The sequence below is a fragment of the Bradyrhizobium sp. UFLA05-112 genome (assembly GCF_053572325.1).
This window is the reverse complement of the sequence record NZ_JBANBK010000089.1, coordinates 1-22,733: the sequence shown is the minus strand read 5'-3', so window position 1 is coordinate 22,733 and position 22,733 is coordinate 1. Positions and strand designations below refer to the sequence as shown.

The 22,733-nt window shown below is 65.1% G+C and carries 19 protein-coding genes; 11 read left to right on the top strand and 8 right to left on the bottom strand.

Annotated features, from left to right (window positions below):
- The first annotated feature begins 153 nt into the window (after positions 1-153).
- From SO180_RS34910 to SO180_RS34900, 3 genes are all read left to right on the top strand, one after another.
- Positions 154-966, top strand: coding sequence for a UDP-2,3-diacylglucosamine diphosphatase (locus SO180_RS34910; protein ID WP_449383358.1), 813 nt, complete (start codon positions 154-156; stop codon positions 964-966).
- Positions 966-2,009, top strand: a complete 1,044-nt coding sequence (locus tag SO180_RS34905; protein WP_449383369.1) for a glycosyltransferase family 4 protein — start codon at positions 966-968, stop codon at positions 2,007-2,009. Before SO180_RS34910 ends, SO180_RS34905 begins: the two co-directional genes overlap by 1 nt.
- 63 nt (positions 2,010-2,072) lie before the next feature.
- Positions 2,073-3,056: a threonine/serine dehydratase family protein gene (locus tag SO180_RS34900; protein ID WP_449383357.1), complete on the top strand. Its 984-nt coding sequence runs from the start codon at positions 2,073-2,075 to the stop codon at positions 3,054-3,056.
- 154 nt (positions 3,057-3,210) lie between these two features.
- On the opposite strand, the gene SO180_RS34895 is transcribed toward SO180_RS34900, so the two are convergent.
- Both SO180_RS34895 and SO180_RS34890 read right to left on the bottom strand, forming a co-directional pair.
- Positions 3,211-4,962, bottom strand: a complete 1,752-nt coding sequence (locus SO180_RS34895) for a caspase family protein (protein WP_449383356.1) — start codon at positions 4,960-4,962, stop codon at positions 3,211-3,213.
- A gap of 191 nt (positions 4,963-5,153) precedes the next feature.
- On the bottom strand, positions 5,154-6,473 hold the full coding sequence (locus SO180_RS34890) for a hypothetical protein (RefSeq protein WP_449383355.1): 1,320 nt from the start codon (positions 6,471-6,473) through the stop codon (positions 5,154-5,156).
- Between the two features lie 75 nt (positions 6,474-6,548).
- On the opposite strand from SO180_RS34890, the gene SO180_RS34885 reads away from it, so the two are divergent.
- Positions 6,549-7,745, top strand: a complete 1,197-nt coding sequence (locus tag SO180_RS34885) for an MFS transporter (protein WP_449383354.1) — start codon at positions 6,549-6,551, stop codon at positions 7,743-7,745.
- On the opposite strand, the gene dgcA is transcribed toward SO180_RS34885, so the two are convergent.
- Positions 7,715-8,710, bottom strand: a complete 996-nt coding sequence (dgcA, locus tag SO180_RS34880) for an N-acetyl-D-Glu racemase DgcA (protein ID WP_449383353.1) — start codon at positions 8,708-8,710, stop codon at positions 7,715-7,717. The genes SO180_RS34885 and dgcA overlap by 31 nt on opposite strands.
- A 138-nt stretch (positions 8,711-8,848) precedes the next feature.
- Between dgcA and SO180_RS34875 the strand changes: the two genes are divergently transcribed.
- The 3 genes from SO180_RS34875 to SO180_RS34865 are packed head-to-tail and all read left to right on the top strand — an operon-like array spanning position 8,849 to position 11,693.
- Positions 8,849-9,982: an MlaE family ABC transporter permease gene (locus tag SO180_RS34875; RefSeq protein WP_449383352.1), complete on the top strand. Its 1,134-nt coding sequence runs from the start codon at positions 8,849-8,851 to the stop codon at positions 9,980-9,982.
- 2 nt (positions 9,983-9,984) lie between these two features.
- Entirely contained in the window at positions 9,985-10,755 is a 771-nt protein-coding gene (locus SO180_RS34870; protein WP_027528623.1) for an ABC transporter ATP-binding protein, read from the top strand.
- A gap of 17 nt (positions 10,756-10,772) precedes the next feature.
- Entirely contained in the window at positions 10,773-11,693 is a 921-nt protein-coding gene (locus tag SO180_RS34865; RefSeq protein WP_449383351.1) for an MlaD family protein, read from the top strand.
- A gap of 10 nt (positions 11,694-11,703) precedes the next feature.
- Here the strand turns inward: SO180_RS34865 and SO180_RS34860 are convergent, their stop codons facing one another.
- The 4 genes from SO180_RS34860 to SO180_RS34845 form a co-directional block, all read right to left on the bottom strand.
- Complete coding sequence (locus SO180_RS34860) at positions 11,704-12,189, bottom strand: hypothetical protein (RefSeq protein ID WP_449383350.1); 486 nt, start codon at positions 12,187-12,189, stop codon at positions 11,704-11,706.
- A gap of 88 nt (positions 12,190-12,277) precedes the next feature.
- Complete coding sequence (locus tag SO180_RS34855; RefSeq protein WP_449383349.1) at positions 12,278-12,715, bottom strand: type II toxin-antitoxin system VapC family toxin; 438 nt, start codon at positions 12,713-12,715, stop codon at positions 12,278-12,280.
- Positions 12,712-13,014: a hypothetical protein gene (locus SO180_RS34850; RefSeq protein WP_449383368.1), complete on the bottom strand. Its 303-nt coding sequence runs from the start codon at positions 13,012-13,014 to the stop codon at positions 12,712-12,714. Before SO180_RS34850 ends, SO180_RS34855 begins: the two co-directional genes overlap by 4 nt.
- A 173-nt stretch (positions 13,015-13,187) precedes the next feature.
- Positions 13,188-18,860, bottom strand: coding sequence for an apolipoprotein A-IV repeat region-like domain-containing protein (locus SO180_RS34845; protein ID WP_449383348.1), 5,673 nt, complete (start codon positions 18,858-18,860; stop codon positions 13,188-13,190).
- Positions 18,861-19,259: 399 nt separating this feature from the next.
- On the opposite strand from SO180_RS34845, the gene SO180_RS34840 reads away from it, so the two are divergent.
- Both SO180_RS34840 and SO180_RS34835 read left to right on the top strand, forming a co-directional pair.
- Entirely contained in the window at positions 19,260-19,637 is a 378-nt protein-coding gene (locus tag SO180_RS34840) for an Hpt domain-containing protein (RefSeq protein WP_449383347.1), read from the top strand.
- A gap of 219 nt (positions 19,638-19,856) precedes the next feature.
- The gene (locus tag SO180_RS34835; protein ID WP_027528626.1) at positions 19,857-20,177 is read left to right on the top strand and encodes a 2Fe-2S iron-sulfur cluster-binding protein; all 321 of its coding nucleotides are present in this window, start codon (positions 19,857-19,859) and stop codon (positions 20,175-20,177) included.
- A 1-nt stretch (position 20,178) separates the two neighbouring features.
- On the opposite strand, the gene SO180_RS34830 is transcribed toward SO180_RS34835, so the two are convergent.
- Positions 20,179-20,655, bottom strand: coding sequence for an acyl-CoA thioesterase (locus SO180_RS34830; protein ID WP_449383346.1), 477 nt, complete (start codon positions 20,653-20,655; stop codon positions 20,179-20,181).
- A gap of 187 nt (positions 20,656-20,842) precedes the next feature.
- On the opposite strand from SO180_RS34830, the gene SO180_RS34825 reads away from it, so the two are divergent.
- Together SO180_RS34825 and SO180_RS34820 are read left to right on the top strand one after the other, a co-directional pair.
- Positions 20,843-21,871 carry an NAD(P)/FAD-dependent oxidoreductase gene (locus SO180_RS34825; RefSeq protein ID WP_449383345.1) on the top strand — a complete coding sequence of 343 codons (1,029 nt, stop codon included), beginning with the start codon at positions 20,843-20,845 and terminating at the stop codon, positions 21,869-21,871.
- A gap of 107 nt (positions 21,872-21,978) precedes the next feature.
- Entirely contained in the window at positions 21,979-22,578 is a 600-nt protein-coding gene (locus tag SO180_RS34820; RefSeq protein WP_449383344.1) for a DUF2147 domain-containing protein, read from the top strand.
- The last annotated feature ends 155 nt before the right edge of the window (positions 22,579-22,733 follow it).

Genomic DNA, 22,733 nt, shown 5'->3' with positions numbered 1-22,733 from the left:
TTTGCGGAGGCCTCTGCGGGGCCATGTCGCCTGATTGTCGCATGCGGCTGATATCCGCGAAGAGGGCGAGGCAAGGTTTGATTCGTATCTGAGGGTGCCTCACAGGTTCAACCGGTCATCCCCCTGTCACGGGATATTGTTACAGGCTGGCGCATGGGAAGTTACGATGTGAGTGACGAGAGCCCGGAGCGGCGCTTTCGCACGTTGTTCATCTCCGACGTTCATCTCGGAGCCCGCGGTTCGCAAGCCGACCTCCTGTTGGACTTCCTGCGCTACCACGACGCCGATACGATCTATCTGGTCGGCGACATCGTCGATGGCTGGGCGCTGAAATCGAGCTGGCACTGGCCGCAATCGCATAACGACCTCGTCCAGAAGCTGCTGCGCAAGGCTCGCAAGGGTGCCAAGGTCATCTACGTACCCGGCAATCACGACGAGTTCCTGCGCAACTATTACGGCACGCATTTCGGCGGCATCGACGTCGTGGAGAACACCGTCCACACTGGTGTGGACGGCAAGCGATATCTCGTCATCCACGGCGACATCTTCGACCTCGTGGTGCAGAACGCGCGCTGGCTCGCCCATCTCGGCGACAAGGCCTACGACTTCGCGATCCAGATGAATCGCTTCGTCAACTTCTTTCGCCGCATGTTCGGCGTGCCCTATTGGTCGCTGTCGCAATGGGCCAAACAGAAGGTCAAGAACGCAGTCAACTATATCGGCGCGTTCGAGCAGGCGCTCTCCGCCGAAGCACGTCGCCATGACGCCGACGGCGTGATCTGCGGCCACATCCACTACGCCGTGATCCGCGACGAAAACGGCATCCGCTACATGAACTGCGGCGACTGGGTCGAGAGCTGCACCGCGCTGGTCGAGCACGATGACGGCCATTTCGAGATCATCACCTGGGCAGATCAGTTGCAGAAGCCTGCGGCCGTTCCACAGGTCGCGGCAAGAGCCGCATGATGCGCATCCTGGTCGCGACCGACGCCTGGCACCCGCAAGTCAACGGTGTGGTTCGGACTCTGACCAAGCTCGCTGACGCTGCGAAGGCGCTGGACGTCGAGTTCAGCTTCCTCACCCCGCAATCGTTCCGTACCTTCGCGATGCCGAGCTATCGCGACGTGCGGCTCGCGATGCCGCGGCCGGCGAGGATTGCCAAGCTGATCGAGGAGGCGGGCCCCGACAGCATCCATATCGCGACCGAAGGGCCGATCGGCCTCATGGTCCGCCGCTATTGCCGGCAACGCAAGCTGCCCTTCACGACGAGCTTCCACACCCGTTTCCCCGAATATGTCCGCGCCAGGGTACCGGTTCCGGGCTCGCTGATCTGGCGGGCGCTGCGCCGTTTCCACGCGTCCAGCCGCGCCGTGATGGCGGCGACCCCGGCGCTGGCGCGCGAGCTCAGTGAACGTGGCTTTGACAATGTCGTGCTGTGGCCGCGCGGCGTCGACAACAAGCTGTTCTATCCCCGCGCCATCGATCTCTGCTTCCCCGCGCCGGTGTTCCTCTGCGTCGGCCGAACCGCGATAGAGAAGAATCTCGAGGCGTTCCTCGACCTCGATCTGCCCGGCACCAAGGTGATCGTCGGCGACGGACCGGCGCGCGCCGGCCTTGAGCAGGCCTATCCCCAGGCGATCTTCTTGGGGGAAAAGCACGGCGAGGCGCTGGCCGAAATCTATGCGGCCGCGGATGTCTTCGTGTTTCCGAGCCGGACCGACACCTTTGGCCTCGTGCTCCTCGAAGCGCTGGCGAGCGGCCTTCCAGTGGCGGCATTCCCGGTGAAGGGGCCGCGTGACGTGATCGGCGATGCGCCGGTCGGCGTGCTGGATGAGGATCTGCGCAGCGCCTGCCTCGCGGCGCTCGACATTTCGAGGCAGGCCTGCGTCGAATTTGCTGCCAACCATACCTGGGAGGCGTCAGCGCGCGCCTTCGTCGACAGCATCCGGGCCGTCGGCGCCGTGCTGCCGCACGCCCAAAGGCCGGAACAGCCGCGTTTCGTCGCCTGACTCCACGGCACCCTCACGCGGCGGTGTCTTCCCAGCCGTCAAGGGGCGGGATACAAATTGCCCATGACGGAACAGCCCCTCCCGGTCGGACCTGCCGACATCGATGCCGCAGCGCGCGTGATCGCGCCCTTCGCCATCCGCACCCCGCTTTTGTCCTTCCCCGTGCTGAACGAGCGCGTCGGCGCAAAAGTGTTCCTGAAGCCGGAGATGTTGCAGCGGACCGGCTCCTTCAAGTTCCGTGGCGCCTTCAACAAGGTGTCCTCGATTCCGCAGGACAGGCGCAGCGGCGGCGTTGTTGCGTTCTCCTCGGGCAATCACGCCCAGGGCGTGGCGGCCGCGGCAAAAATCCTCGACATGCAGGCGACCATCGTGATGCCGTCGGATGCGCCGCTCTCCAAGCGCGAGCGCACCAAATCCTACGGCGCCGAGGTCGTGCTGTACGATCGCGACCGTGATGATCGTGAGGCGATCGCGCGCGGCATCGCAGAGAAGCGCGGCGCAACGCTGGTCAGGCCCTATGACGATCCCTTCGTTATCGCAGGGCAGGGCACCGCAGGCCGCGAGATCGCCGAGGACATGGCGGCGCTCGGCATTGCGCCCGACATCGTCGTGGCGCCGGCTTCCGGCGGCGGCCTGATCGCGGGCGTCGCGACTGCGGTGAAAGCGCGTTATCCGCAGGCCCAGCTCGTCGTGGCCGAGCCCGAGGCATTCGACGATCACAAGCTCTCGCTTGCGAGTGGCCACCGCGAGGCGCATGCCCCTGCCGGACGCACGATCTGCGACGCGCTGATGGCGCTGATCCCGGGCGAGATGACCTTCGCCATCAACGGCAAACTGTTGTCGCGTGGCGTCACGGCCTCCGATGCGGAGGTCGGCGCGGCCGTCGCGTTTGCCTATCGCGAGCTGAAGCTGGTGGTCGAGCCCGGCGGCGCCGTTGCCCTCGCCGCGCTGCTCGCCGGCCGCCTCGATGTTGCCAGCAGGAACGTGGTCATCGTGCTCTCGGGCGGCAATGTCGATGCCGACTTGTTCGCCGAGCTCGTGGCTTGATTCTTCGTCGGTTGGTGTGAGCCGAAGTGCTCCGTTTACCTCTCCCCGTCGGGGAGAAGTAACACCGAGATCGTGCTCGCGCGGCCCAGCCTGACGTGACGAAGGGGCGGAGCATTGCTGCTCCGCCCTTCGCCATTGTTGCAGCCAGGGGTGATCAGTGCATGAAGCCGATGCGGCGAGTCATACCGGCGTTCGCCGGTGCCTGATTCATCGTCTGGGCATATTGCGGCTTGAAGGTGTTGTTCATCGCACCGCCGCCAGCGCGGCTCGGCATGGTGTTGAGCTGCGGACGGTTGGTCTGCAGCAGAATGTTGTTCGGCGGATTGTTGTTGGGCTTGACGATGCCGGTATTGCCGTTGTCGGTCCGGTTCGGCTGGTTCTGGGGCTGGACGTTGTTGGTCTTCACGTCGACGTTCTTGATGTCGACGTTGGATTTGCCCACGGTCGTCGCCGGCAGCGTCACGATCTTGCCGGCGGTGCCGTTGTTGGTCGTGCCGTTGGTCGGCGCAGGCAGGGTCACGATCTTGCCCGGGAGCTGCGACGGCGTGGTGTTCGGCTGATTGTTGGGGGGCGGCGTGCTGATCTGGCCGCCACTGCCGACCTTGCCGATGACGTTGCTGTCGATCGGCTTGTTGGCGTTGTTCAGCGCGCCGCCATTGCCCTGCTTGACGAGCGGGATGTACTTGGTCGGGCCGAGATTGCCGGGCTTCAGCGTCGGCGCGATGGTCTGCGGTGCGAGGAAATGCGTCGCCTGCATCAGCGGGATCTGCTTCGGCTCTATCTGGAGCGTTAATGCCGACGTTGCATAGGGGCTGCGGACGTAACTGTCGTAGAAGTTCTTGTAGGCGACCGGTGAGTTGGTGAGAACGGCCTTGTGCCAGGCTTCCGCCATCAGCAGGTTGGCGAGCAACGAGCGGATGTGGTCGCACAGCGGGTCGTGCGGGTACATCTGGACGAACTCCTGATAGTACTCAGGATTGCCCTCGGAGAGCACGTAATCGTAGGCCTGCCGCGCGGAGCGGCTCGGCAGGTTGGACGCCATCTGCACGACCGGCGCGTTCACCGGCGCACGGTTGGCGGCAACCGCGGTGTCACCGAAGAAATAGAAGTCGCTCGTCAGCGACGAACTTTCCCACGGCGTTTGCTGGCCGTCGGTGGTGTGGTTCACCTCCAGCCGCACCCGCTTGAACAGCTGCTCGATCGGCACGTTCGGTTCACGCGCGACGTTGAGGAAGGCCTGGGTGTAGGGGCTGTGATCGCCCTTGCCGTCGAGAGCTTCAGCACCGGGCGCGGTCGAATAGCCGACGATCGAGCCGTTCGGTGCATCGACGATGGCAAGACCGCGATTGGCATCGATCAGGGATGGGAACGGATTGTTGCGGCAGGCGTCGAGAATGACGATGCGCATGCGGCTCGGGATCGTCTCCAGCGTCGACATCACGTCGACCAGACGGACCGAATTGTTGACGAGCTCGGTCGGGTTCGAGACTTTTGCATCGACGGGCACGAGATAGTTCTCGCCGGCAAGCTGCACGCCGTGGCCGGCGTAGTAGACCATCGCAATCGTGTTGGGTCCGCGCGAGGCGACCTTCGCGGAAAAGTCCTGCACGACCCTGAGCATGTCGTTCTGGGTCAGGTCGGTTGCGGAAATCACCTCGAAGCCGGCGGAGTTGAGGAATTGCGCCATCGACTGCGCGTCATTGTCGGGGTTCACGAGCTGCGGGGCATTCCGGTAGTTCGAATTGCCGATCACCAGCGCCACCCGCTGCTCGGGGCCTTGCAGCGCGGTCGGCGCGGCATTGCCCTGCTCGACGATCGCGGTCTGCGCGGCAACGGGATTGCACGCAAAGCCGAACAGGCTGCCGAGCAGGCCCGCATACATCAGGAATGATTTGAAATGGAACATGAGCGTGCTCCCTCGGACTAATCTCGACGTGAGATTGGTTGCGGGGACGCTAGACCGGGTTCATGAAGTGTACGTGATGCAAGTCACGATGGCGCCAGGCGTGATCTGCGTCACGCTGGGAACCGCTTCTTGAGCTGGAGCGCCTTCAGCTAACGAGAAGCACCCTCGGTGTCGTTCCCCGAGCTCGCGCCTCACGAGAAGAACGCAATCTTCTCGGCCTGAGTCATGCGGCGGATTGGCGCCAGTGGATCGTTGGCGGCTGGGCGTGGCTTTTGCAGCATGCCGCTCGCGAGAATGGTTGCGCCGAGTGACGGCTCCGACAGCGGCGAGGGCATCGGAAGGGACGAAGCCTGCGAAGCCGCTTGTAGCGTCGCATGCAGAGCTGCCAAGGCCTCCGTTGGCGCCGGACGTTCCATGATCGCAACGGCGGGCTCGAACGGCGCGACCGGTTCGGCTGCGATCGGCTCGGGCAAAGCTGGCTCTTGCAAGGCTAGTTCTTGCAAGGCTGGTTCTGGCAAGGCCGGTTCGGGCAAGACCGGCTCGGCGGCGACGGGCGTCTCGACAGGGGCTGTGGCTTCAGCAGGCTCGGCGATCGCCTCGTCGAACTCGGGATCGGGCGCGGCCATCTCCATCGCGATCCGCTCGAGAATAGCTTCGTCTTCCGCCTCGGCTGCGGCGTCGATCGCGAACTTGTCGGCGGCTTGCGCAATGGGGGCAGGTTTGGCAGCGCTTTCTTCGATCGCGATGTGGCCTTCCGCCAGCTCGGGCTCGCTGGCGACGTCCATCGCCTCGTTGATCGCCACCTCGCCGACGACCTCGGTCGCGGCAACCGTGGCCTCAGGCTCGGAAACTGTCGCGGCCTCCCGCGGCATCTCCGCTGCGGGTGGCTCGCTTGCCGACATCGCTGTCTCGGCATCCGCCATCGCGAGCATCTCGGGCGCCGGAGCGGGCGGGGGGCGAGTCGCCGCCGCGTCTCCCGTTTCGACGCGCTCGACGTGGTCCCTGAGCAGATCGAAGGCGGCCTTGAGCTCGGTACGGGGGTCGATGATCGACGTCTGTCCGCAGGCGGCCTCGATGGCTGCGAGCTGCGAATCAATCAGGTCGCAGATTCGCCCGTCGGCGCCGATCTCGCGCCAGCGCCAGGAGATCTCCCTAATGATGCGCACACCGCGATGGATTGGCCCGAGGCTGGTCTCGAGCAGGGTCGGATCGACGGCCGCGATCGCGATCGTCTCGGCCTCGCGGATGGCGCGGCGAATCGCAACGAGTGCCTCGGGCAGCCGGTCTTCGACGACGGGTTGGCGTTGTGCCGCTAGGGTTTCCTCGATTTTCGCGACCGCCTCGAGCACCATGCGCGTATCGGCGTTGCGGTTGCGCTTGGCGTATTCGCCGAGGAACCAGCGGCCGCGCGCGGTCTCCATGAAGGCCTCGCGGATCGCATCGTAGTCCTGCTCGTTCGGCTCGGCCGCGCGGGCAGACATGGGCGAGAGGGCGAATGCTTCAGTGGCCATGGCAATCTCGTCGCGCAAATCAGTGCGCGTTACAGTAACGATCACCACGATATCGACCGAATCGCAATTGGTTTGATGAAGAGCGAATCACAAATCCCCATCGCAGCAGTGCAAGGCCGGCGATTCGCCGTGCACCTGGCGCTGTTCTACAGCGTCTCGTTCGCCGTCCTCGGCACGCATCTGCCCTTCTTCACGGTGTGGCTGAAGGCGGTCGGCATCGAGCCGGCCTGGATCGGAATCATCAGCGCGGTCCCTGCGGTCACGCGCTTCACCACACTGCCCTTCGTGACCGGCTTCGCCGAGCGGCGCCAGGCTGTGCGCGCGGCACTGATCCTGACCGCGTTCGCGTCGGCGATCGGCTTCGCGCTGGTCGGCACGCAGCATCAACCCCTGCCGGTGCTGCTGCTCTATATCGTCACCTGCTGCTTCTGGACGCCGCTGCTGCCGCTGACGGACGCCTATGCGCTGCGCGGCGTCACCCGCTACAAGCTCGACTACGGGCCGCTGCGGCTGTGGGGCTCGGTGGCGTTCATCGCCGGTGCGCTCGCCTGCGGGCTCCTGGTCGACGTCATCGCCGCGCGCGAACTGATCTGGGTCATCGTCGCGCTTGCGGCGCTCACCGCCTTCAGCGGCCTTTCGCTTCAGCCGCTGGATGAGTCGCGACGAAAGAGCGCAGGCGCGCATGGCGGCAAGCGCCTGCTGCGCGATGCGAGCTTCCTCGCGATCATCGCCTCGGCGGCGCTGATCCAGAGCAGCCATACCGCCTACTACACCTTTGCCTCGATCAACTGGCAGGCTCATGGGCTCGGCGGGCTGACCATCGCGGGCCTGTGGGCGCTCGGCGTGTTCGCGGAGATCATCGTCTTTGCGGTCTCGCCCCGGCTTTCGCTGCATCCCTCGCTGCTGGTTGTGATCGGGGGTCTGAGCGCGGTGGCGCGCTGGGCGATCACGGCGCAAGAGCCGCCGGTCGCAGTGCTCGCGATCGTCCAACTCACACACGGGCTGAGCTTCGGCCTCACCCAGGTCGGTGTGATGAACCTGCTGGTGCGTCACGTGCCCGCGCATCAGATGGCGCGCGGGCAGGGCTACTACGCGGCAACCAGCGGGCTGTTGAGCTCGACGACCTCGATCATCTCGGGCGCGATCTATGCGCGCTATGGCGAGGCGCTGTATTACCTCATGGCTGCGATGGCCGGCACGGGCGCGGTGCTGATGTGGACCGCGCGGCATCACCTCTTCGCTCACCCCCAGAGCGAGGCCTCCGGCGGATAGACGAGGCTCTCGTCATAGCGCAGGCCGTGATCGCGATCCCGTGCCAGCAGCAGCGGCCCATCGAGATCGACGAATCGCGCCTGCGGCGTCACCAGCATTGCGGGTGCCATCGACAGCGAGGTCGCGACCATGCAGCCGACCATGATCTCGAAACCCAGCGCCTGCGCCGCGTCGGCCATCGCAAGCGCTTCGGTCAGGCCGCCGGTCTTGTCGAGCTTGATGTTGACAGCATCGTAGCGCTCGCGGAGCGGCGCGAGCGAGGAGCGGTCATGTACGCTCTCGTCGGCGCAGACGGCGAGCGGCCGCTTGATGCGCGCCAGTGCCTCGTCCTGGCCGGCCGGCAGCGGCTGCTCCACGAGGATGACGCCGACCTCGGCGCAGGCGGAAAGGTTCCGCTCCAGATTGGCCGCCGTCCAGGCCTCGTTGGCATCGACGATCAGCTCTGATTCGGGAGCCGCCTTCCGCACAGCGGCGATCCTTTCGGGATCGCCTTCGCCGCCGAGCTTGATCTTCAGGAGCGAGCGGTGCGCAGCCTTGGCCGTCGCCTCCGCCATAACCTCCGGCGTACCCAGCGAGATCGTGTAGGCGGTGGTGCGCTCTACCGGAACCGGGCGGTCGAGCAGGTTCCAGGCCCGCAGACCCGCTTCCTTGGCTTCCAGATCGATCAGGGCGCAGTCCAGGGCGTTGCGGGCCGCCCCTGGGGCCATCGCGGCTTGCAGGGCGCGGCGGTCCAGTCCGCCCCCGATCGCCTCCTGCATGGCCTGGAGCGTCCTCAGCGTCACCTCCGGGGTCTCCCCGTAGCGCGCATAGGGCACGCATTCGCCGCGGCCGGTCAGGCCGCCCCGGCTCACCTCCGCCACGACGGTCACGGCCTCGGTCTTGGCGCCCCGGCTGATCGTGAACAGGCCGGCGATCGGGAAGCGCTCGATTCGCGCCGCCAACATTGGAAGTTTGCTGGAAGTCATTTAGAACTCTGGCAATTTCTGAACCGGCTGGTTACCTGATGCAACTAACTATGGCTGGTTGGGGATACCTTCTTCAAGGTAAGGGCGCGTGCGCAACCATCTCTTCTCATCCGAACCCTTCGCTAGGGAGCGGACATCTTGAACGGCGATCCAAAGCTGGAGCGGATTGCCAAGGGCAACGCGCTGGCACTTTGCGCCACGGGAACCTGGACCGCGAGCTTCGCGCCGGCCCTGGAGCGTATGGTGGCTGACGCCGAAAAGCTCGCCGGCAGCCAGCCGAACATCTTCATTGACGTCTCCGAAGTCTCCAAGCTCGACACCTTCGGCGCCTGGCTGATCGAGCGGCTGCGCCGTAGCCTGACGCAAGGCGCGGTCGAGGCCCAGATCGCAGGGCTCTCGGCCAACTATTCGAGCCTCGTCGACGAGGTGCGGCGGGTCAAGGCGACGCCGGTCATCGAGACCGGCACCATCACCATCACCGGCATGCTGGAGCAGATCGGCCGCGGGGTCGCCGGCCTCACCGGGACCGTGACCGATCTCGTCGACATGCTCGGTGCGGTGCTCGCAGCCAGCGGTCGCGTGCTGATCCGTCCGCGCTCGTTCCGCCTGACCTCGACCGTGCATCATCTCGAGCAGGTCTGCTGGCGCGCGGTGCCGATCATCGTGCTGATCACATTCCTGATCGGCTGCATCATCGCGCAGCAGGGCATCTTCCATTTCCGCAGGTTCGGCGCCGACATCTTCGTCGTCGACATGCTGGGCGTGCTGGTGCTGCGCGAGATCGGCGTGCTGCTGGTCGCGATCATGGTCGCCGGACGCTCGGGCAGCGCCTACACCGCCGAGCTCGGCTCGATGAAGATGCGCGAGGAGATCGACGCGCTGCGCACCATGGGCTTCGATCCGATCGAGGTCTTGGTGCTGCCGCGCATGTTGGCGCTGGTACTGGCGTTGCCGATCCTCGCCTTCCTCGGCGCGATGGCCGCGCTCTATGGCGGCGGGCTCGTTGCCTGGCTCTATGGCGGCGTCGATCCGGAAGCCTTCCTCTTACGGCTGCGCGACGCGATCTCGATCGACCATTTCATCGTCGGCATGGTGAAAGCGCCGGTGATGGCGGCGGTGATCGGCATCGTCGCCTGCGTCGAGGGCCTTGCGGTGCAGGGCAGTGCGGAATCGCTCGGACAGCACACCACCTCGTCGGTCGTGAAGGGCATCTTCTTCGTGATCGTCATGGATGGCGTGTTCGCGATCTTCTTTGCATCGATCGGGATGTGATGATGGCACCCGAAATTCAAGACCCCATCATCCGCGTTCGCGACATCACCGTGCAGTTCGGCGCAACGCGCGTGCTCGACGGGCTGAACCTCGACGTCAAGCGCGGCGAGATCCTCGGCTTCGTCGGCCCCTCCGGCGCCGGCAAATCGGTGCTGACGCGCACCATCATCGGCCTCGTCTCGAAGGTCGCCGGCCGTATCGAGGTGTTCGGCGTGGATCTGGATTCCTCCAATAGCTCGCAGCGCCGTGGCGTCGAACGGCGCTGGGGCGTGCTGTTTCAGCAGGGCGCGCTGTTCTCCTCGCTGACGGTGCGGCAGAACATCCAATTTCCGATGCGCGAATATCTGAAGGTCTCGCAGCGCCTGATGGACGAGATCACCATGGCCAAGCTCGCCATGGTGGGCCTGAAGCCGGAGGTGGCCGAGCGCTTTCCGTCGGAGTTGTCGGGCGGCATGATCAAGCGTGTCGCGCTGGCCCGTGCGCTGGCGCTAGATCCCGAGCTGGTCTTCCTGGACGAGCCGACATCGGGCCTCGATCCGATCGGCGCCGGCGATTTCGATGAGCTGGTCAGGACGCTCCAGCGCACTTTGGGACTGACCGTTTTCATGGTAACGCACGACCTCGACAGCCTCTATACAGCTTGCGACCGCATCGCCGTTTTAGGGAACGGTAAGATCATTGCTGCAGGGTCGATCGCCGACATGCAGGCTTCGCAGCATCCCTGGTTGAGGCAGTATTTCCATGGCAAGCGCGCCCGCGCGGTCATGAGCTGATGTAGCCGGAGCATTTGATGGAAACGCGGGCGAATTACGTTCTGATCGGGTCCTTCACGCTGGCGGTGATCGCCGCGGCGATCGGCTTCGTGCTGTGGTTCCAGTCGCTGCACACCACCAAGCAGCGCAGCCCGCTGCGGGTCGTGTTCGAGGGACCGGCGGCGGGCCTGCGCAACGGTGGCAGTGTCAACTTCAACGGTATCCGGGTGGGTGAGGTGGTCTCGGTGAAGCTGGACAACCCGCGTCGGGTTGTCGCACTCGCCATGGTCGAGAACAACGCCCCGATCCGCAAGGACACCCTGGTCGGCCTCGAGTTCCAGGGCCTGACCGGTGTTGCCGCGATCTCGCTGAAGGGCGGCGAGGAGGCGGCCCCGGCGCCACCGCTCGACGAGGACGGCATCCCGACGCTCACCGCCGATCCGAACAAGCTCCAGGACGTCACGGAGGCCATCCGCGGCACGCTGCAGAACATCAACAAGCTCGTCGCCGACAACCAGGAGTCGGTGAAGAACTCGCTGAAGAATCTCGAGACCTTCACGACCTCGCTCGCGCGCAACTCAGAGCGCATCGATGCCGTCATGGGCAAGGTCGACGGCGTCATGCTCAAGGCCGACAGTCTCATGCTCGGCCTCAACACGTTGGCCGGCGGCAAGGACGGCGGCGAGCTGTTCCAGGCGGTGAAGTCGATCCGCGAGCTCGCCGATGATTTCGACAAGCGCTCCGGCGCACTGATGACCGACGGCCGCCGCACCCTCGGCGACATCAGCCGCGCGGTGAACAATTTTGACCGTAACCCGACCCGCGTCCTGTTCGGCGCCAGCAACAGCAGCGCGCAACAGGCGCCGCCGCCGGCCGAACCGCCGAAGCCGGCGCCTGCGCCTTCGAATGCGCGCGCCACAGCGCCAGCTCAGGCCGCGCAGGGGCAGAAGCGGCAGTAGGCGCAGGACGCTAGTCGCTTCCCTGTCTAGGTATCCAGCGGAAATCGATATCGTCTGCTTCAATGATCCACACGAACGCTTTGCACTGAGCGCCGTAGGCCCATTCGATCTCATAAACCAAGTGGCCGCGATCTGAAATTCGAAACTCGTCATAGCGCCAATCGCCGTGCGACCGCGCATTCGGCGAAAGCTCTTGAAGCGAGCAGGCGTACACCGTCGGATACGTAATCTCGATGTGGCCATCATGGTACGCACCGAGCAAACGAAGCATGATCGAACAGGATCGCTGGCGAGGCTGAGGGGCGGGCTTCTCCAATATTTGCAGCGACTCCAGCCAGGCATCATGCGGGCAGCGGTGATCCCTCGGATTGTAGAACCAGTCGGAGGTTGCAAGTTCGTAGGCGCGAGGTGGAAAAGTGGTCCGCTTTTCGGCGAGATAGGTTTCGTACCGCTCGAATGCACGCTTGACCGCAGGGTATTTGTCGTCGCCCATCATCCGAGAGAATGAAGACCATGGCCAATTCCTGTTCGACGTGCTTGCTTGAAACTATGACAGCGCCATCTGGCGCAGTTCAATGCCGACATTAGTCCGTTTCGCGCCCTCGCAACGGGTTGACGAATTTCAGCCCTGCGAAATCCTTCTCGTTGTCCGTCACGACAACAAATCCATGAACCTCCGCCACGGCCGCAATGATCATATCGAGCGCGCTGCGAGGCCTGCCGTTCGCAGTCCCACCTGCCATTAGCCGCGCCCAGACAAGGCTCGCTTGCTCGTCGAAAGGCAGTACGCGGCCCGCGAATAGCAACGGGGGCCCTTCAGGGCCCGCGAACCAAGCTTCCAATGCGCGGCGCTTTCTTCCCGCTGGTTTCTCCAGGATGCCTCGTCGGATTTCTCCGATTGTCAGAGCTGAGACGAACAGATCGTGATCATTCTGTTCGGCCATCCATGCCAGCAACGTTGGCGACGGACTTGGTTTCGTGACATTGCTGATGATGTTGGTGTCGAGGAGGTAGCGCGTCACAGATCAACCTTGCGGCCCGTGTCGCGCGCGCGGGTGACGTTGAGATCGGTCCCGACAAGCGGTGAGCGACGCAAGGCGGCGAGGATGCCACCCTTGTTGGGCGATGGCCCGGCGATCGTCTGACGAACGGCAGAACGGATCCGTTCAGCTTCTGCAGTATCTTCGGCAAGCTGCTTGGCGAGGGATCGGATCAATTCGCGGTCGGCATCGAGGCCGAGCACCTCGAACCGCGCCATGCCGCGCTTGGTCAATCGAGCCCGGTAGTTTCGAAGTGCTTTTTTTTGCGCAGTATTGGCCATCGCAGCCATCCGTACGTGTTATATCCTGACATATATCCAGATAAAGTGCCAGTGCGAGCCTGCTGATATCGCTTCCGGCGCGAAAGTATCGCGGCCTAGCTTTTCGATACCCAAACAAGAACGGAGGCCGTGAGGCCTCCGCTTTTAATTTCGCTGTTTGCGAGCGTGACCGCTTACCCCAGCCGCCCTGCCGAGTGGGCGAGCAGGGTGTAGACGAGCCCCGTCTCCGAGGTGAGGTGGCCGCGCAGCTCCTGCGGGCCGCGGCCGTCGCGGGCGACTTCATCGAGCAGGCGTTCGAACTCCGCGATGTAGCGGTCGACCGTGCCCTTGAAGTTGCGGTCGGCGCGATACTTGCGGGCGACCTCGTCAAAGGCCTTCTGCCCGGCGGGCGTGTAGAGGCGCTTGGTGAAGGCCTTGTTCTCGCCGCGCTGGTAGCGGTCCCACATCTCGGCGGCGAGGTTGCGGTCCATCAGCCGGCCGATGTCGAGCGACAGCGACTCCAGCGGATTGCCGCCGTTTTGCGGGGCCTGCGGCGGCTGCGGAGCAGCCGTGCGGCCGCGCGGCCCTTCACGGCCGGTCGGGGCGGCAGGGCCGGTGTCGGCGCGGTTCAAGAGGTCCGACAGCCAGCCGTCGCGGCTCTGGTCGTTGCCGGCCGGTGCGACCGGCGGGGCTTCGGTGCGGCGCGAGGCGGGCATGCCGAGGTCCGGCGGCGGCAGGGTCGACGCGCTTCCGGTATCGCGCATGCGCGTTTCGGTGCCGCGGTTGCCGTTGGCGGTCGCCAGCATCGGTTCTTCCTGACGCGCAACCGAGGCGCGGCCCGCGGTCGTGACGTCGAGGCCGCGGCCGTGCTGGGCGACGATGCGGTTGAGCTCGGCGAGCGCCTCGATCTGGTCGACGATCACCTTGCGCATCTGCGCGGTGCTCTCGGCGGCCTCCTGCGGCATCTCGAGCACGCCGCGGCGTAGCTCGTTGCGGGTGGCCTCGAGCTCGTTGTGCATCTCGAACGCCATCTGCTTCATGCTGGCGACGAGATTGCCGAACTTCTCGGCCGACTGCTTGAACATCGTGTCCGCCTCGTCGGTAGTCTGGCGGTAGATGTCGTGCATCGCGTCGATGGTCTGGCGGTGCTCCTCTTCGGAAGCCGCGCGCACCGCCTCGAACTGGCGGGTGATCGCTGCAGATCCCGCACCGGCGGTCTCCGCCACGACGCGCGCGATGTCGCGGGCACGCTCCTCGGCCGCGGCGAGCGATTCATCGAGCAGGCCGGTGAAGCGCGACAGCCGCTGGTCGAGATCGGCGGTACGCAGGTCGATCGTGGTGACCAACGATTCCAGCGCCTGCTTGCGCTCGGCGAGCGAGGCGGTGGTGTTCTTGTTGCTCTGCTCGACGACGGCCGCGGCATCGACGAGCGCCTTGCCGTGTGCGTCGAACTGGGTCGAGAGCTCGCCGAGGTCGACCAGCGCCTTCGTGGTCTTGGTGTTGAAGACGTTGAGCTGCTCTTCGAGGTTCTGCGTCGCCGCGCCGTTGCGCGCGGTGACGTCGTTCATCGCCGAGACGAAGTCTGCGACGCGGGTCACCAGCGCACGCTCGAGCGAGTTGAGGTTGTCGTGCGCTCCGGTCAGCACCTCCTGAAGCAGGATGTTGCCTTCGCGCAGACGCTCGAACAAGGCAACGGTGTCGGTGCGCAGGATCTTGCTGGTCTCCTGCATCTCGGTGACCGCCGCGATCGAAACCTGGCGCGACTGGTCGATCGCCGCGCGCGAGGCCTGCTCGAGATCCCTGAGCGACTTGTTGACCGCGCCGGTCGCGACTTCGCTCGCCGCGTTGATGGTGCGTGCGACCTCGTTGCCGTTGCCCGACATCGACTGCGAGAACGCCTGGCCGCGCGTCTCGATCGACTTCAGCGCGTCGGAGGTGACGCGGTCGATGTCGAGCGTGAGCTGGCTGGTCTTCGAGCCGATCGCGTCCACCAGCGTGCCGCGCTTGGCGTCGATCAAGTTCGACAGGCGGTCGGCCTGCTGCTGCACATAGGTGACGATCTCGTCGGTCTTGGCCGTCATGGCCTGGCCGAACGAGCCGCTGGCGGCGAGCACCGAGCGCTCGACGTCGGCCGAGCTCGACTTGACCCGCGAGCTTGCCTCGTTCGAGGCTGATATCAGCGCATTCTGAGCATTGAGCGCGCTGGTCTGGATGTCGTTGGTGGCGTTCGAGGTCGCCGTGCCGAGCGCCCGCTCGATGTCGGTCGAGATCGCGCGGATCTGGCTTGCCGCATCCGCCGACGTCGCGGTCAGCGACGACTGCGCCTCGCGTGCGCTGTTGAGGATCGCCGCCGCGGTATCGGCGCCGATCGCGGTGAGCGTCCGCTCGATGTCTGTAGACAGCGACTTGATCTGGCTCGCCGCTTCCGAGGAGGCGGTGACGAGCGTTCCTTGCGCGTCGCGGACGCCGGCCGTGAGCGCCTCGATGGTGGCGCCGCCGGCCATGGCCAGCGAACGCTGCATCTCGACGGCGAGCGATTTGACCTGGCCGGTCTGCTCGGCCGAGACCGCGAGCAGGGTGCTCTGCGCGTCACGGGCGCTGGTCGTGATCGTCTCCGCGGTGAACTGGCCTGCCTGCGACAGCGAGCGCTGCACTTCGGCGGCAAGCGACTTCACCTGGCTCGCCGCATCCGAGGACGCGGTGACGAGGGTGTTTTGGGCCTCGCGCGCGCCAGCCGTGATCGTCTCGGCCGTCGACGTGCCGGCCATCGAAAGTGAACGCTGGACGTCGGAGGACAGCGACTTGATCTGGTTCGCCGTCTCGGTCGAAGCCGCGATCAGCGTGCTCTGCGCGTCGCGTGCCCCGGCGGTGATGGCCTCTGCCGTCGTGCTGCCGGCCAGCGACAGCGAGCGCTGCACGTCGGCCGTGAGCGTCTTGACGTGGTTGGCGGCATCGGAGGAAGCGGTGATGAGGGACGTCTGCACCTCGCGCGCGCCGGCCAGGATCGAAGCTGCGGTGGCCGAGCCCGCCGCCGACAGGGTGCGCTCGATGTCGGCCGACAGGGACTTGATCTGGTTGGACGCTTCGCCCGATGCGGACACCAGGGTCGACTGCGCCTCGCGGGCGCTGGTCAGGATCGAGTTCGCAGCGCCCGTGCCGACGGCGGTCAGCGCGCGCTCGACCTCGGACGAGGTCAGCTTGAGCTGCGCATTGACGTCGGACGAGGTCGTCTTCAGCTGTGCATTGACGTCGGACGACACCGTCATCAGCGACTGCTGCGCCGTCCTGGCGCCGGTCTGGATGGTCTCGCTGGTGTTGACCACGAGGTTGGTCAGCGAACGCTCGGCGTCCTCGACATGCGAGCGGATGGTCGTGGAGATCATCTCCGCGCGCGACATCAGGTCTTCGCTGGCCTGACGTCCGCTGCTCTCGATGCGGCCGGCCACGGCCTCGACCCGCGAGCCGAGCAGGTCCTCGAACTGCGCAACACGCACGTCGATGTCGTTGGCGACAGAGCCGACCTTGGTCTCGATGGCCTGGTGGATTTCCTGGAAGCGCGCTGCGACCGTGCTGGCGAGAAGCGAGCTGCGACCGTCGATCGTCTCGGTCACGCCGGTGATGCGGCGGTCGACGGCTTCGATCGCCTGCGCGGTGCCGTCGGACAGGGTCGAGGTCAGCAGTGTGAGCCGCGAGTCGACCGACTGGACCGCCTGAGCCGCTGTGTTGGTCAGCGAGAGCGTGAGCTCGGTGAAGCGGGTATCCATCGACTGCAGCGCCTGCGCCGCGCCGCCGGTCAGCGACGTGGTCAGGTGCGTCAGGCGGGCGTCGATCGACTGGATCGCCTGTGTCGCGCCGTCGGTCAGCGACGCCGTGAGGTGGGTGAGGCGCGAGTCGATCGACTGGATCGCCTGCGATGCACCATCGGTCAAGGACGTCGAGAGTGTGCCGAGGCGGTTGTCGATCGTCTCGGTGACGGACTTCGCACGCGTGTCGAACGACTGTTCCAGCGCGACGACCCGGCCGCCGAGCTGATCGTCGAAGGTCTTGATGTGGCCTTCGATCACACCGTCGAAGTTGGCGAGCTTGCTGTTGAGCGAGCCGTCGAGGTTGGTGACGCGCTCTCCGAGCGTGGTTTCGAACTGCACCAGGCGCTGGTCGAGTGCCGCGGTGATCTCGCCGCCATTCGAGGTGAGGCGGGTGTCGAAATTGTCGACATAGGTCTTCAGCGTCTCGGCGATATCAGTCGTACGCTGGCCCATGCGCTCGACGATCTCGCCACCGAACGTCTTCACCGTGCGGTCGAACTCGGAGATGTGGCGTGTGATCAGCGCGCCCAGCGTGCCGGAGTCGCGGGCGAACCTCTCTACGAGATCAGCGCCCTGGTTCTTCACCAGCTCGTCGAACGCGCTCATCTGCAAGGAGAGGGAATCGTGCGCGGTTTCGGTCTGGCTCACGACCTTGGCGACCAGCGTGTTGACGGTGGCGTCGAGAGCCTCGCTCGCCTTGTCGCCGCTCGTCATGATGTGGCCGGCGAGCCGGTTGCCGGCGTCGTCGATCTTGGCGGAGAGGTCGCTAGAGCGCAGCTCGAGCTCGAGCAGAAGCGAGTCGGAGGAGTTCTTCAGGGAGTCGTGAACCTGCTCGGTGCGCTCCGAGATGCCGTCGACGATCGCGGATGAACGCTGCTCGAACTCGCCGGTGATGCGGTCGATGCGCTCGTTCAGCATCTCGTGGACGCGGTCGGCGAGGTCGACGAACTCGTCGTGGACGTGGCCGGTCTTGAAGTTGAGACTGGTGGTCAGCCGCTCGCTGGCATCGAGCACGGCGCGCGTGGTCTCGTTGCTGGCTTCCTCGAGGCGGTCGAGAAGGTCGCCGCCGCGCTCGCCGAGCGCGAGGATCATGTTGTCACCGGCATTGCTCAAGGCGCTGGTGATGTGGGCGCCTCGCTCTTCCAGGGCACCGGTGATGGATTTTGCGACCTCGTCGACGCGCGAGGCAATCGCGTCCGAGATCAGCGCGATGTCGTGGCGCAGGTCGATCTGCACACCGGAGATCGCGCTGCGGACCTGCTCGGCCTGGCCGACCAGGTTGTCGCGCTGATGCGCGATGTCCTGAAGCAGGGCGCGGATGCGCACCTCATTGTCGCTATAGGCGCGCTCGAGGGCGGCGACTTCGTTCGCGACCAGCGTCTCGAGTTCGCCGGCGCGCGCGATCGCGCGCTCGATGCCGTCGCCCATCGCCGCGACCTCGCGGCGGATGGCCTGGCCGACCGTGACCATCGAGTCGGAGGCCGAACCCTCCGGCTCGGAGAAGCGGATCGCGACCTGCGCCATCGCCTGCGCGATCATGCGCATTTCCTGGCCGCGCCAGACGAGGCTCGCGAGGAAGTAGAACAGCATGATGGGCGCGAAGAACATCGCGACGAGGCCCGCGATGACCAGCACGCCGCCGCTCTGGCCCATGGCGGCATGGATCGAGGGCAGGAAGCCGACGGACAGCGCAGCACAGGCCGCAAGCCAGATGCCGGCGAAGACGGTTGCGAAGGTGTAGACGTTGCGGGCAGGGCGGCCCTTCTGAAGCGCCTGGAGAAGCTGACCGATGGTCTCGCGGTCGTCATTGGCGGCGCGGCGCGGAGTGCGCGGCTCCTCGATCGGGTCGAACACCGGTCGCTCGGTCGCGGTGGGACGCGCCTCGAAGGTCGGCTCATCGAAGGAAGGCGGCGCCGGTGGCGGCAGCGGAGGCGCGTTGTCGGTGCGCACTGCAGAGGCGCGGCTAGTGTCCGCGGCCGTATCGCTGATGTTCAGGGCTTCCTGGATTGCAGAAAGCGCGACTTCCGTGGGGTCTTTGACCTTCTTGGGAGTGTTCGCCATGTTCAGTATGAGCCCTCGCTACTAGTACACGTGCCCCCGCGCGGCCAGCGTGTCGCGCAAGCCCACAGACCGGTTCATGCCGCTTACGCGGATTCGTTGCCGTCCCCCACCCGAGACGGCTTGTCCGCCAATTTCCGCAACATCCTATTGGCAGAGCGCTGCGAAAGAAATGGCCGCGATTAAGACAATCTTAATCATCGTTAACAGGATTGGGCCGTAAGGCCTTAGCAATAAATGAAATTCTCCACGGAACTCTGTCGATTGCGGCAACTTTTCGTCAATATGCGGGCGGAATTGGGTCAAAGGCACCTAACGTTCCATTAACCATTTCCGTGGTTGGGTGAGACGAAAGCTTCGCCGCCGGACCGGCGCGTTGCCAACGATGCCGGGGCCCGCGCCATGACGCCTGATGTGCAACGGATGGACTGGATGCCCTCGCCACCGCTTGCTCCCCTCGACCATCCCCTCGATCTCGACCATCTCGCGCGCATGACCCTCGGCGATGCCGAGCTCGAATCCGAGGTGCTCGCGATGTTCGCGGAGCAGTCGAGCCGGCTGGTCGCGGCGATGGCAGCGCTCCCCGCAGATGCATCCGCACTGGCGCACAAGCTGAAGGGCTCGGCGCGCGGGATCGGTGCCTTTGCGGTGGCGGCTGCGGCCGCCGAGCTCGAATGCGCGATCCGGACCGATGACAACCCGACTCGCGCCTTCGCCGTGCTGAAGGAGACCGTGGCTGACGCCCGCGAAGCGATCGAGGCGATGCTGCGCCGCGCCTGAGGCCGGGTCTCCAATTCCGCAAACTGCCCTGGGGCGACCGCACGAGAGCCCAGTTCTGACGTGGTCAGGACCGGGCTCAAGTGTTTTGTTCTGACGCGTTTTCTTCACGCGAAACGGTCTCCACTTCGCTCGAAAACGCTATGGCGCGGCGCCAAGCGACCCGTTATAGGACAGCCCGGACCCTCCCTCATTTCCAAAGCTCCGGCAGCACGAGCACACATGGCCAAAATTCACTATGTCGACCACAAGGGCGAAACCCGCACGGTAGAAGTCGAGAACGGCGCGACCGTGATGGAAGGCGCCATCCGCAACGCCATTCCCGGGATCGAGGCTGAATGCGGCGGCGCCTGCGCCTGCGCGACCTGCCACGTCTATGTCGACGAAGCCTGGCGCGAGAAGGTCGGCAGCCCGACGCCGATGGAAGAGGACATGCTCGACTTCGGCTTCGACGTGCGCCCGAACTCGCGCCTGTCCTGCCAGATCAAGGTGTCCGACGAGCTCGACGGGCTCGTGGTGTCGACGCCGGAACGGCAGGCCTAACTTATAAATCTAGAGCTTTCGGCGGCGCGACCTCGATGCCGCGCTTGTGCCACGGCCTCAGCTTCTCTATGACCTCGGTGGTGAGCGGCGTCGGTCGCCGCGAGGGCTCTTCGATGAGGACGCCGACCGACATCGCGGAGGCAACGCATCTGCCTTCGCAGAACACGACCTGCTCGAAGGTCACCGACGTCCGCCCCAGCTTCACGACGCCGAGCCCAAGCTCGATCGTGCCCGGCCAGTGCAACTCGGCGCGGAAATGGATGTCGAGCCGCACCATGATCCAGGCGAGCCCCGGCGGCGTCAGCCCCATCTTGGGATCCTTCATCAGCGTGACGCGGCCGGTCTCGAAATAGGTGGCATAGACCGCGTTGTTGACGTGCTGATTGGGATCGAGATCGCCGAAGCGCACATTGTCGCTGAGACGATAGGGGAAATCCGCAAGGCACGGCGCTAAATCCAGGCGGCTTGGTGCATTCACCGGTTGATCTCCGTCATTTCCCCCGCCGTTACATCCCAGTTATCCTGTCCCGGCAAGTAGTCCTGCCGGCAGGCGGCCAATGCTTTTATGCCTTCCCTGGGCCGTTCTCGTTGGCTAGACAGGAACCGCGCCTTTTCCGTTGCCCGCCGGGCGCCGTCCAACCGATAACGACCGATAAAGAGACGACATGAGCGACGCGATCAAAACCGATGTGCTGATAATTGGCGCCGGCCCCTGCGGTCTGTTCGCCGCCTTCGAGCTTGGCCTTCTCGACATGAAGGCGCACTTCGTCGACATCCTCGACAAGGTCGGCGGCCAGTGCGCCGAGCTGTATCCGGAGAAGCCGATCTACGACATTCCCGGCATTCCGCACATCTCGGGACAGGGCCTCACCGAGGCGCTGATGGAACAGATCAAGCCGTTCCACCCGACGTTCCATCTCGGCGAGATGGTGGAGACGGTGGAGAAGATCGGCGATCCCGCATTCCGCGTTACCACCGATGCCGGCAAGGTGTTCGAATGCAAGGTGGTGGTGATCGCCGCCGGCGGCGGCTCGTTCCAGCCCAAGCGTCCACCAGTGCCGGGGATCGAGGCCTATGAAGGCGCCTCGGTGCATTACTCCGTGCGCAAGATGGAGCAGTTTCGCGACAAGGAGATCTTGATCGTCGGCGGCGGCGATTCCGCGCTCGATTGGACGCTCAATCTGCATCCGCTCGCCAAGCGCATCACGCTGCTGCACCGGCGCGATGAATTCCGCGCCGCGCCGCACAGCGTGGAGCAGATGCGCGCGCTCGTCGCGAGCGGCAAGATGGATCTGAAGCTCGGCCAAGTCACCGCGCTCTCGGGCAGCGACGGCAAGCTCGCCGGCGCCACGATCAAGGGCAACGACAACAGCATCACCGAGATCGCCTGCGACACCATGCTGCCGTTCTTTGGGCTTACCATGAAGCTCGGCCCGGTCGCGAACTGGGGGATCGCGCTGGAGAACAACCTGGTGCCGGTCGAGACATCCGCGTTCGAGACCAACGTGCCCGGCATCTTCGCGATCGGCGACATCAACACCTATCCGGGCAAGATCAAGCTGATCCTGTGCGGCTTCCACGAGGGCGCGCTGATGGCGCAAAAAGCCCACCGTTACGTCTATCCGGAGAAGCGGCTGGTGTTCCAGTACACGACGTCCTCGTCCAGCCTGCAAAAGAAGCTCGGAGTCAACTGATCCAAGCCGGAACGAGGAGGGCACGCCGGTGTTTCTGGTGCTGGAACCCTTCGCGAAATAGCCTTAGTCTGCGGCCATTCCAGTCGCGGGTTAGCCAGGTGATCATAATGCGGAATAACTTTTCGAGCTTCCGACTGCTCTCGTTCGTCGCGCTCGGCCTCGCGCTGTCGCTCGCGATGCCGCGGCCCGTCGCAGCGCAGGCCCAGCAGCCCACGGCTGCGGGCCTCTGGCAGAAGATCGAGGACGGCAGGCAGGTCGGGTGGTTTCTCTTCATCGACCACAACGGCGTCTTCGAGGGCGTGATCGCAAAGACCTTCCCGCGCCCGGGCGATGATCCGAACGAGGCCTGCACCAAATGCACGGATGATCGCAAGAATGCGCCGGTGCTCGGCCTGTCCTTCGTGCGCGACATGAAGCGCGACGGCCTGAAGTATGAAGGCGGCAACGTGCTCAATCCGCGCGACGGCAATATCTGGAAGGCCAACATGAAGGTCAGCCCGGATGGTCAGACGCTCACCTTGCGCGGCTATCTCGGCATCTCGCTCCTCGGCAAGGACGAGAGCTGGACGCGCCTGCCGGACACCTACATCGCGCAGGTCGATCCTGCGATCGTGGCAAAATATCTCCCCGCGCAAGCCGCCGCCGCAAAGCCGCCCGCGCCCGCCACGAAGAAGGGCGGCGCAATGATGGCGCCGATGAAGCAGTAGGGGCGCGACGTCGTTCGCGCGGTCGTTGGTTTCCGGCCTTTCCGCGCACACCGCTGTCATTCCCCGCGAAGGCGGGGAATCCAGTACGCCGCGGCTTCTGTGTACCCTCACCGGCCCTGGGATACTGCATCGCCCGCCTTCCGCGGGCGATGACT

Bases quoted from the DNA above. Each gene is read 5' to 3' on its own strand.
- SO180_RS34910 (WP_449383358.1), top strand. From the start codon at position 154: ATGGGAAGTTACGATGTGAGTGACGAGAGCCCGGAGCGGCGCTTTCGC.
- SO180_RS34905 (WP_449383369.1), top strand. From the start codon at position 966: ATGCGCATCCTGGTCGCGACCGACGCCTGGCACCCGCAAGTCAACGGT.
- SO180_RS34900 (WP_449383357.1), top strand. From the start codon at position 2,073: ATGACGGAACAGCCCCTCCCGGTCGGACCTGCCGACATCGATGCCGCA.
- SO180_RS34895 (WP_449383356.1), bottom strand. From the start codon at position 4,962: ATGTTCCATTTCAAATCATTCCTGATGTATGCGGGCCTGCTCGGCAGC.
- SO180_RS34890 (WP_449383355.1), bottom strand. From the start codon at position 6,473: ATGGCCACTGAAGCATTCGCCCTCTCGCCCATGTCTGCCCGCGCGGCC.
- SO180_RS34885 (WP_449383354.1), top strand. From the start codon at position 6,549: ATGAAGAGCGAATCACAAATCCCCATCGCAGCAGTGCAAGGCCGGCGA.
- dgcA (WP_449383353.1), bottom strand. From the start codon at position 8,710: ATGACTTCCAGCAAACTTCCAATGTTGGCGGCGCGAATCGAGCGCTTC.
- SO180_RS34870 (WP_027528623.1), top strand. From the start codon at position 9,985: ATGGCACCCGAAATTCAAGACCCCATCATCCGCGTTCGCGACATCACC.
- SO180_RS34865 (WP_449383351.1), top strand. From the start codon at position 10,773: ATGGAAACGCGGGCGAATTACGTTCTGATCGGGTCCTTCACGCTGGCG.
- SO180_RS34860 (WP_449383350.1), bottom strand. From the start codon at position 12,189: ATGATGGGCGACGACAAATACCCTGCGGTCAAGCGTGCATTCGAGCGG.
- SO180_RS34850 (WP_449383368.1), bottom strand. From the start codon at position 13,014: ATGGCCAATACTGCGCAAAAAAAAGCACTTCGAAACTACCGGGCTCGA.
- SO180_RS34845 (WP_449383348.1), bottom strand. From the start codon at position 18,860: ATGGCGAACACTCCCAAGAAGGTCAAAGACCCCACGGAAGTCGCGCTT.
- SO180_RS34840 (WP_449383347.1), top strand. From the start codon at position 19,260: ATGACGCCTGATGTGCAACGGATGGACTGGATGCCCTCGCCACCGCTT.
- SO180_RS34835 (WP_027528626.1), top strand. From the start codon at position 19,857: ATGGCCAAAATTCACTATGTCGACCACAAGGGCGAAACCCGCACGGTA.
- SO180_RS34825 (WP_449383345.1), top strand. From the start codon at position 20,843: ATGAGCGACGCGATCAAAACCGATGTGCTGATAATTGGCGCCGGCCCC.
- SO180_RS34820 (WP_449383344.1), top strand. From the start codon at position 21,979: ATGCGGAATAACTTTTCGAGCTTCCGACTGCTCTCGTTCGTCGCGCTC.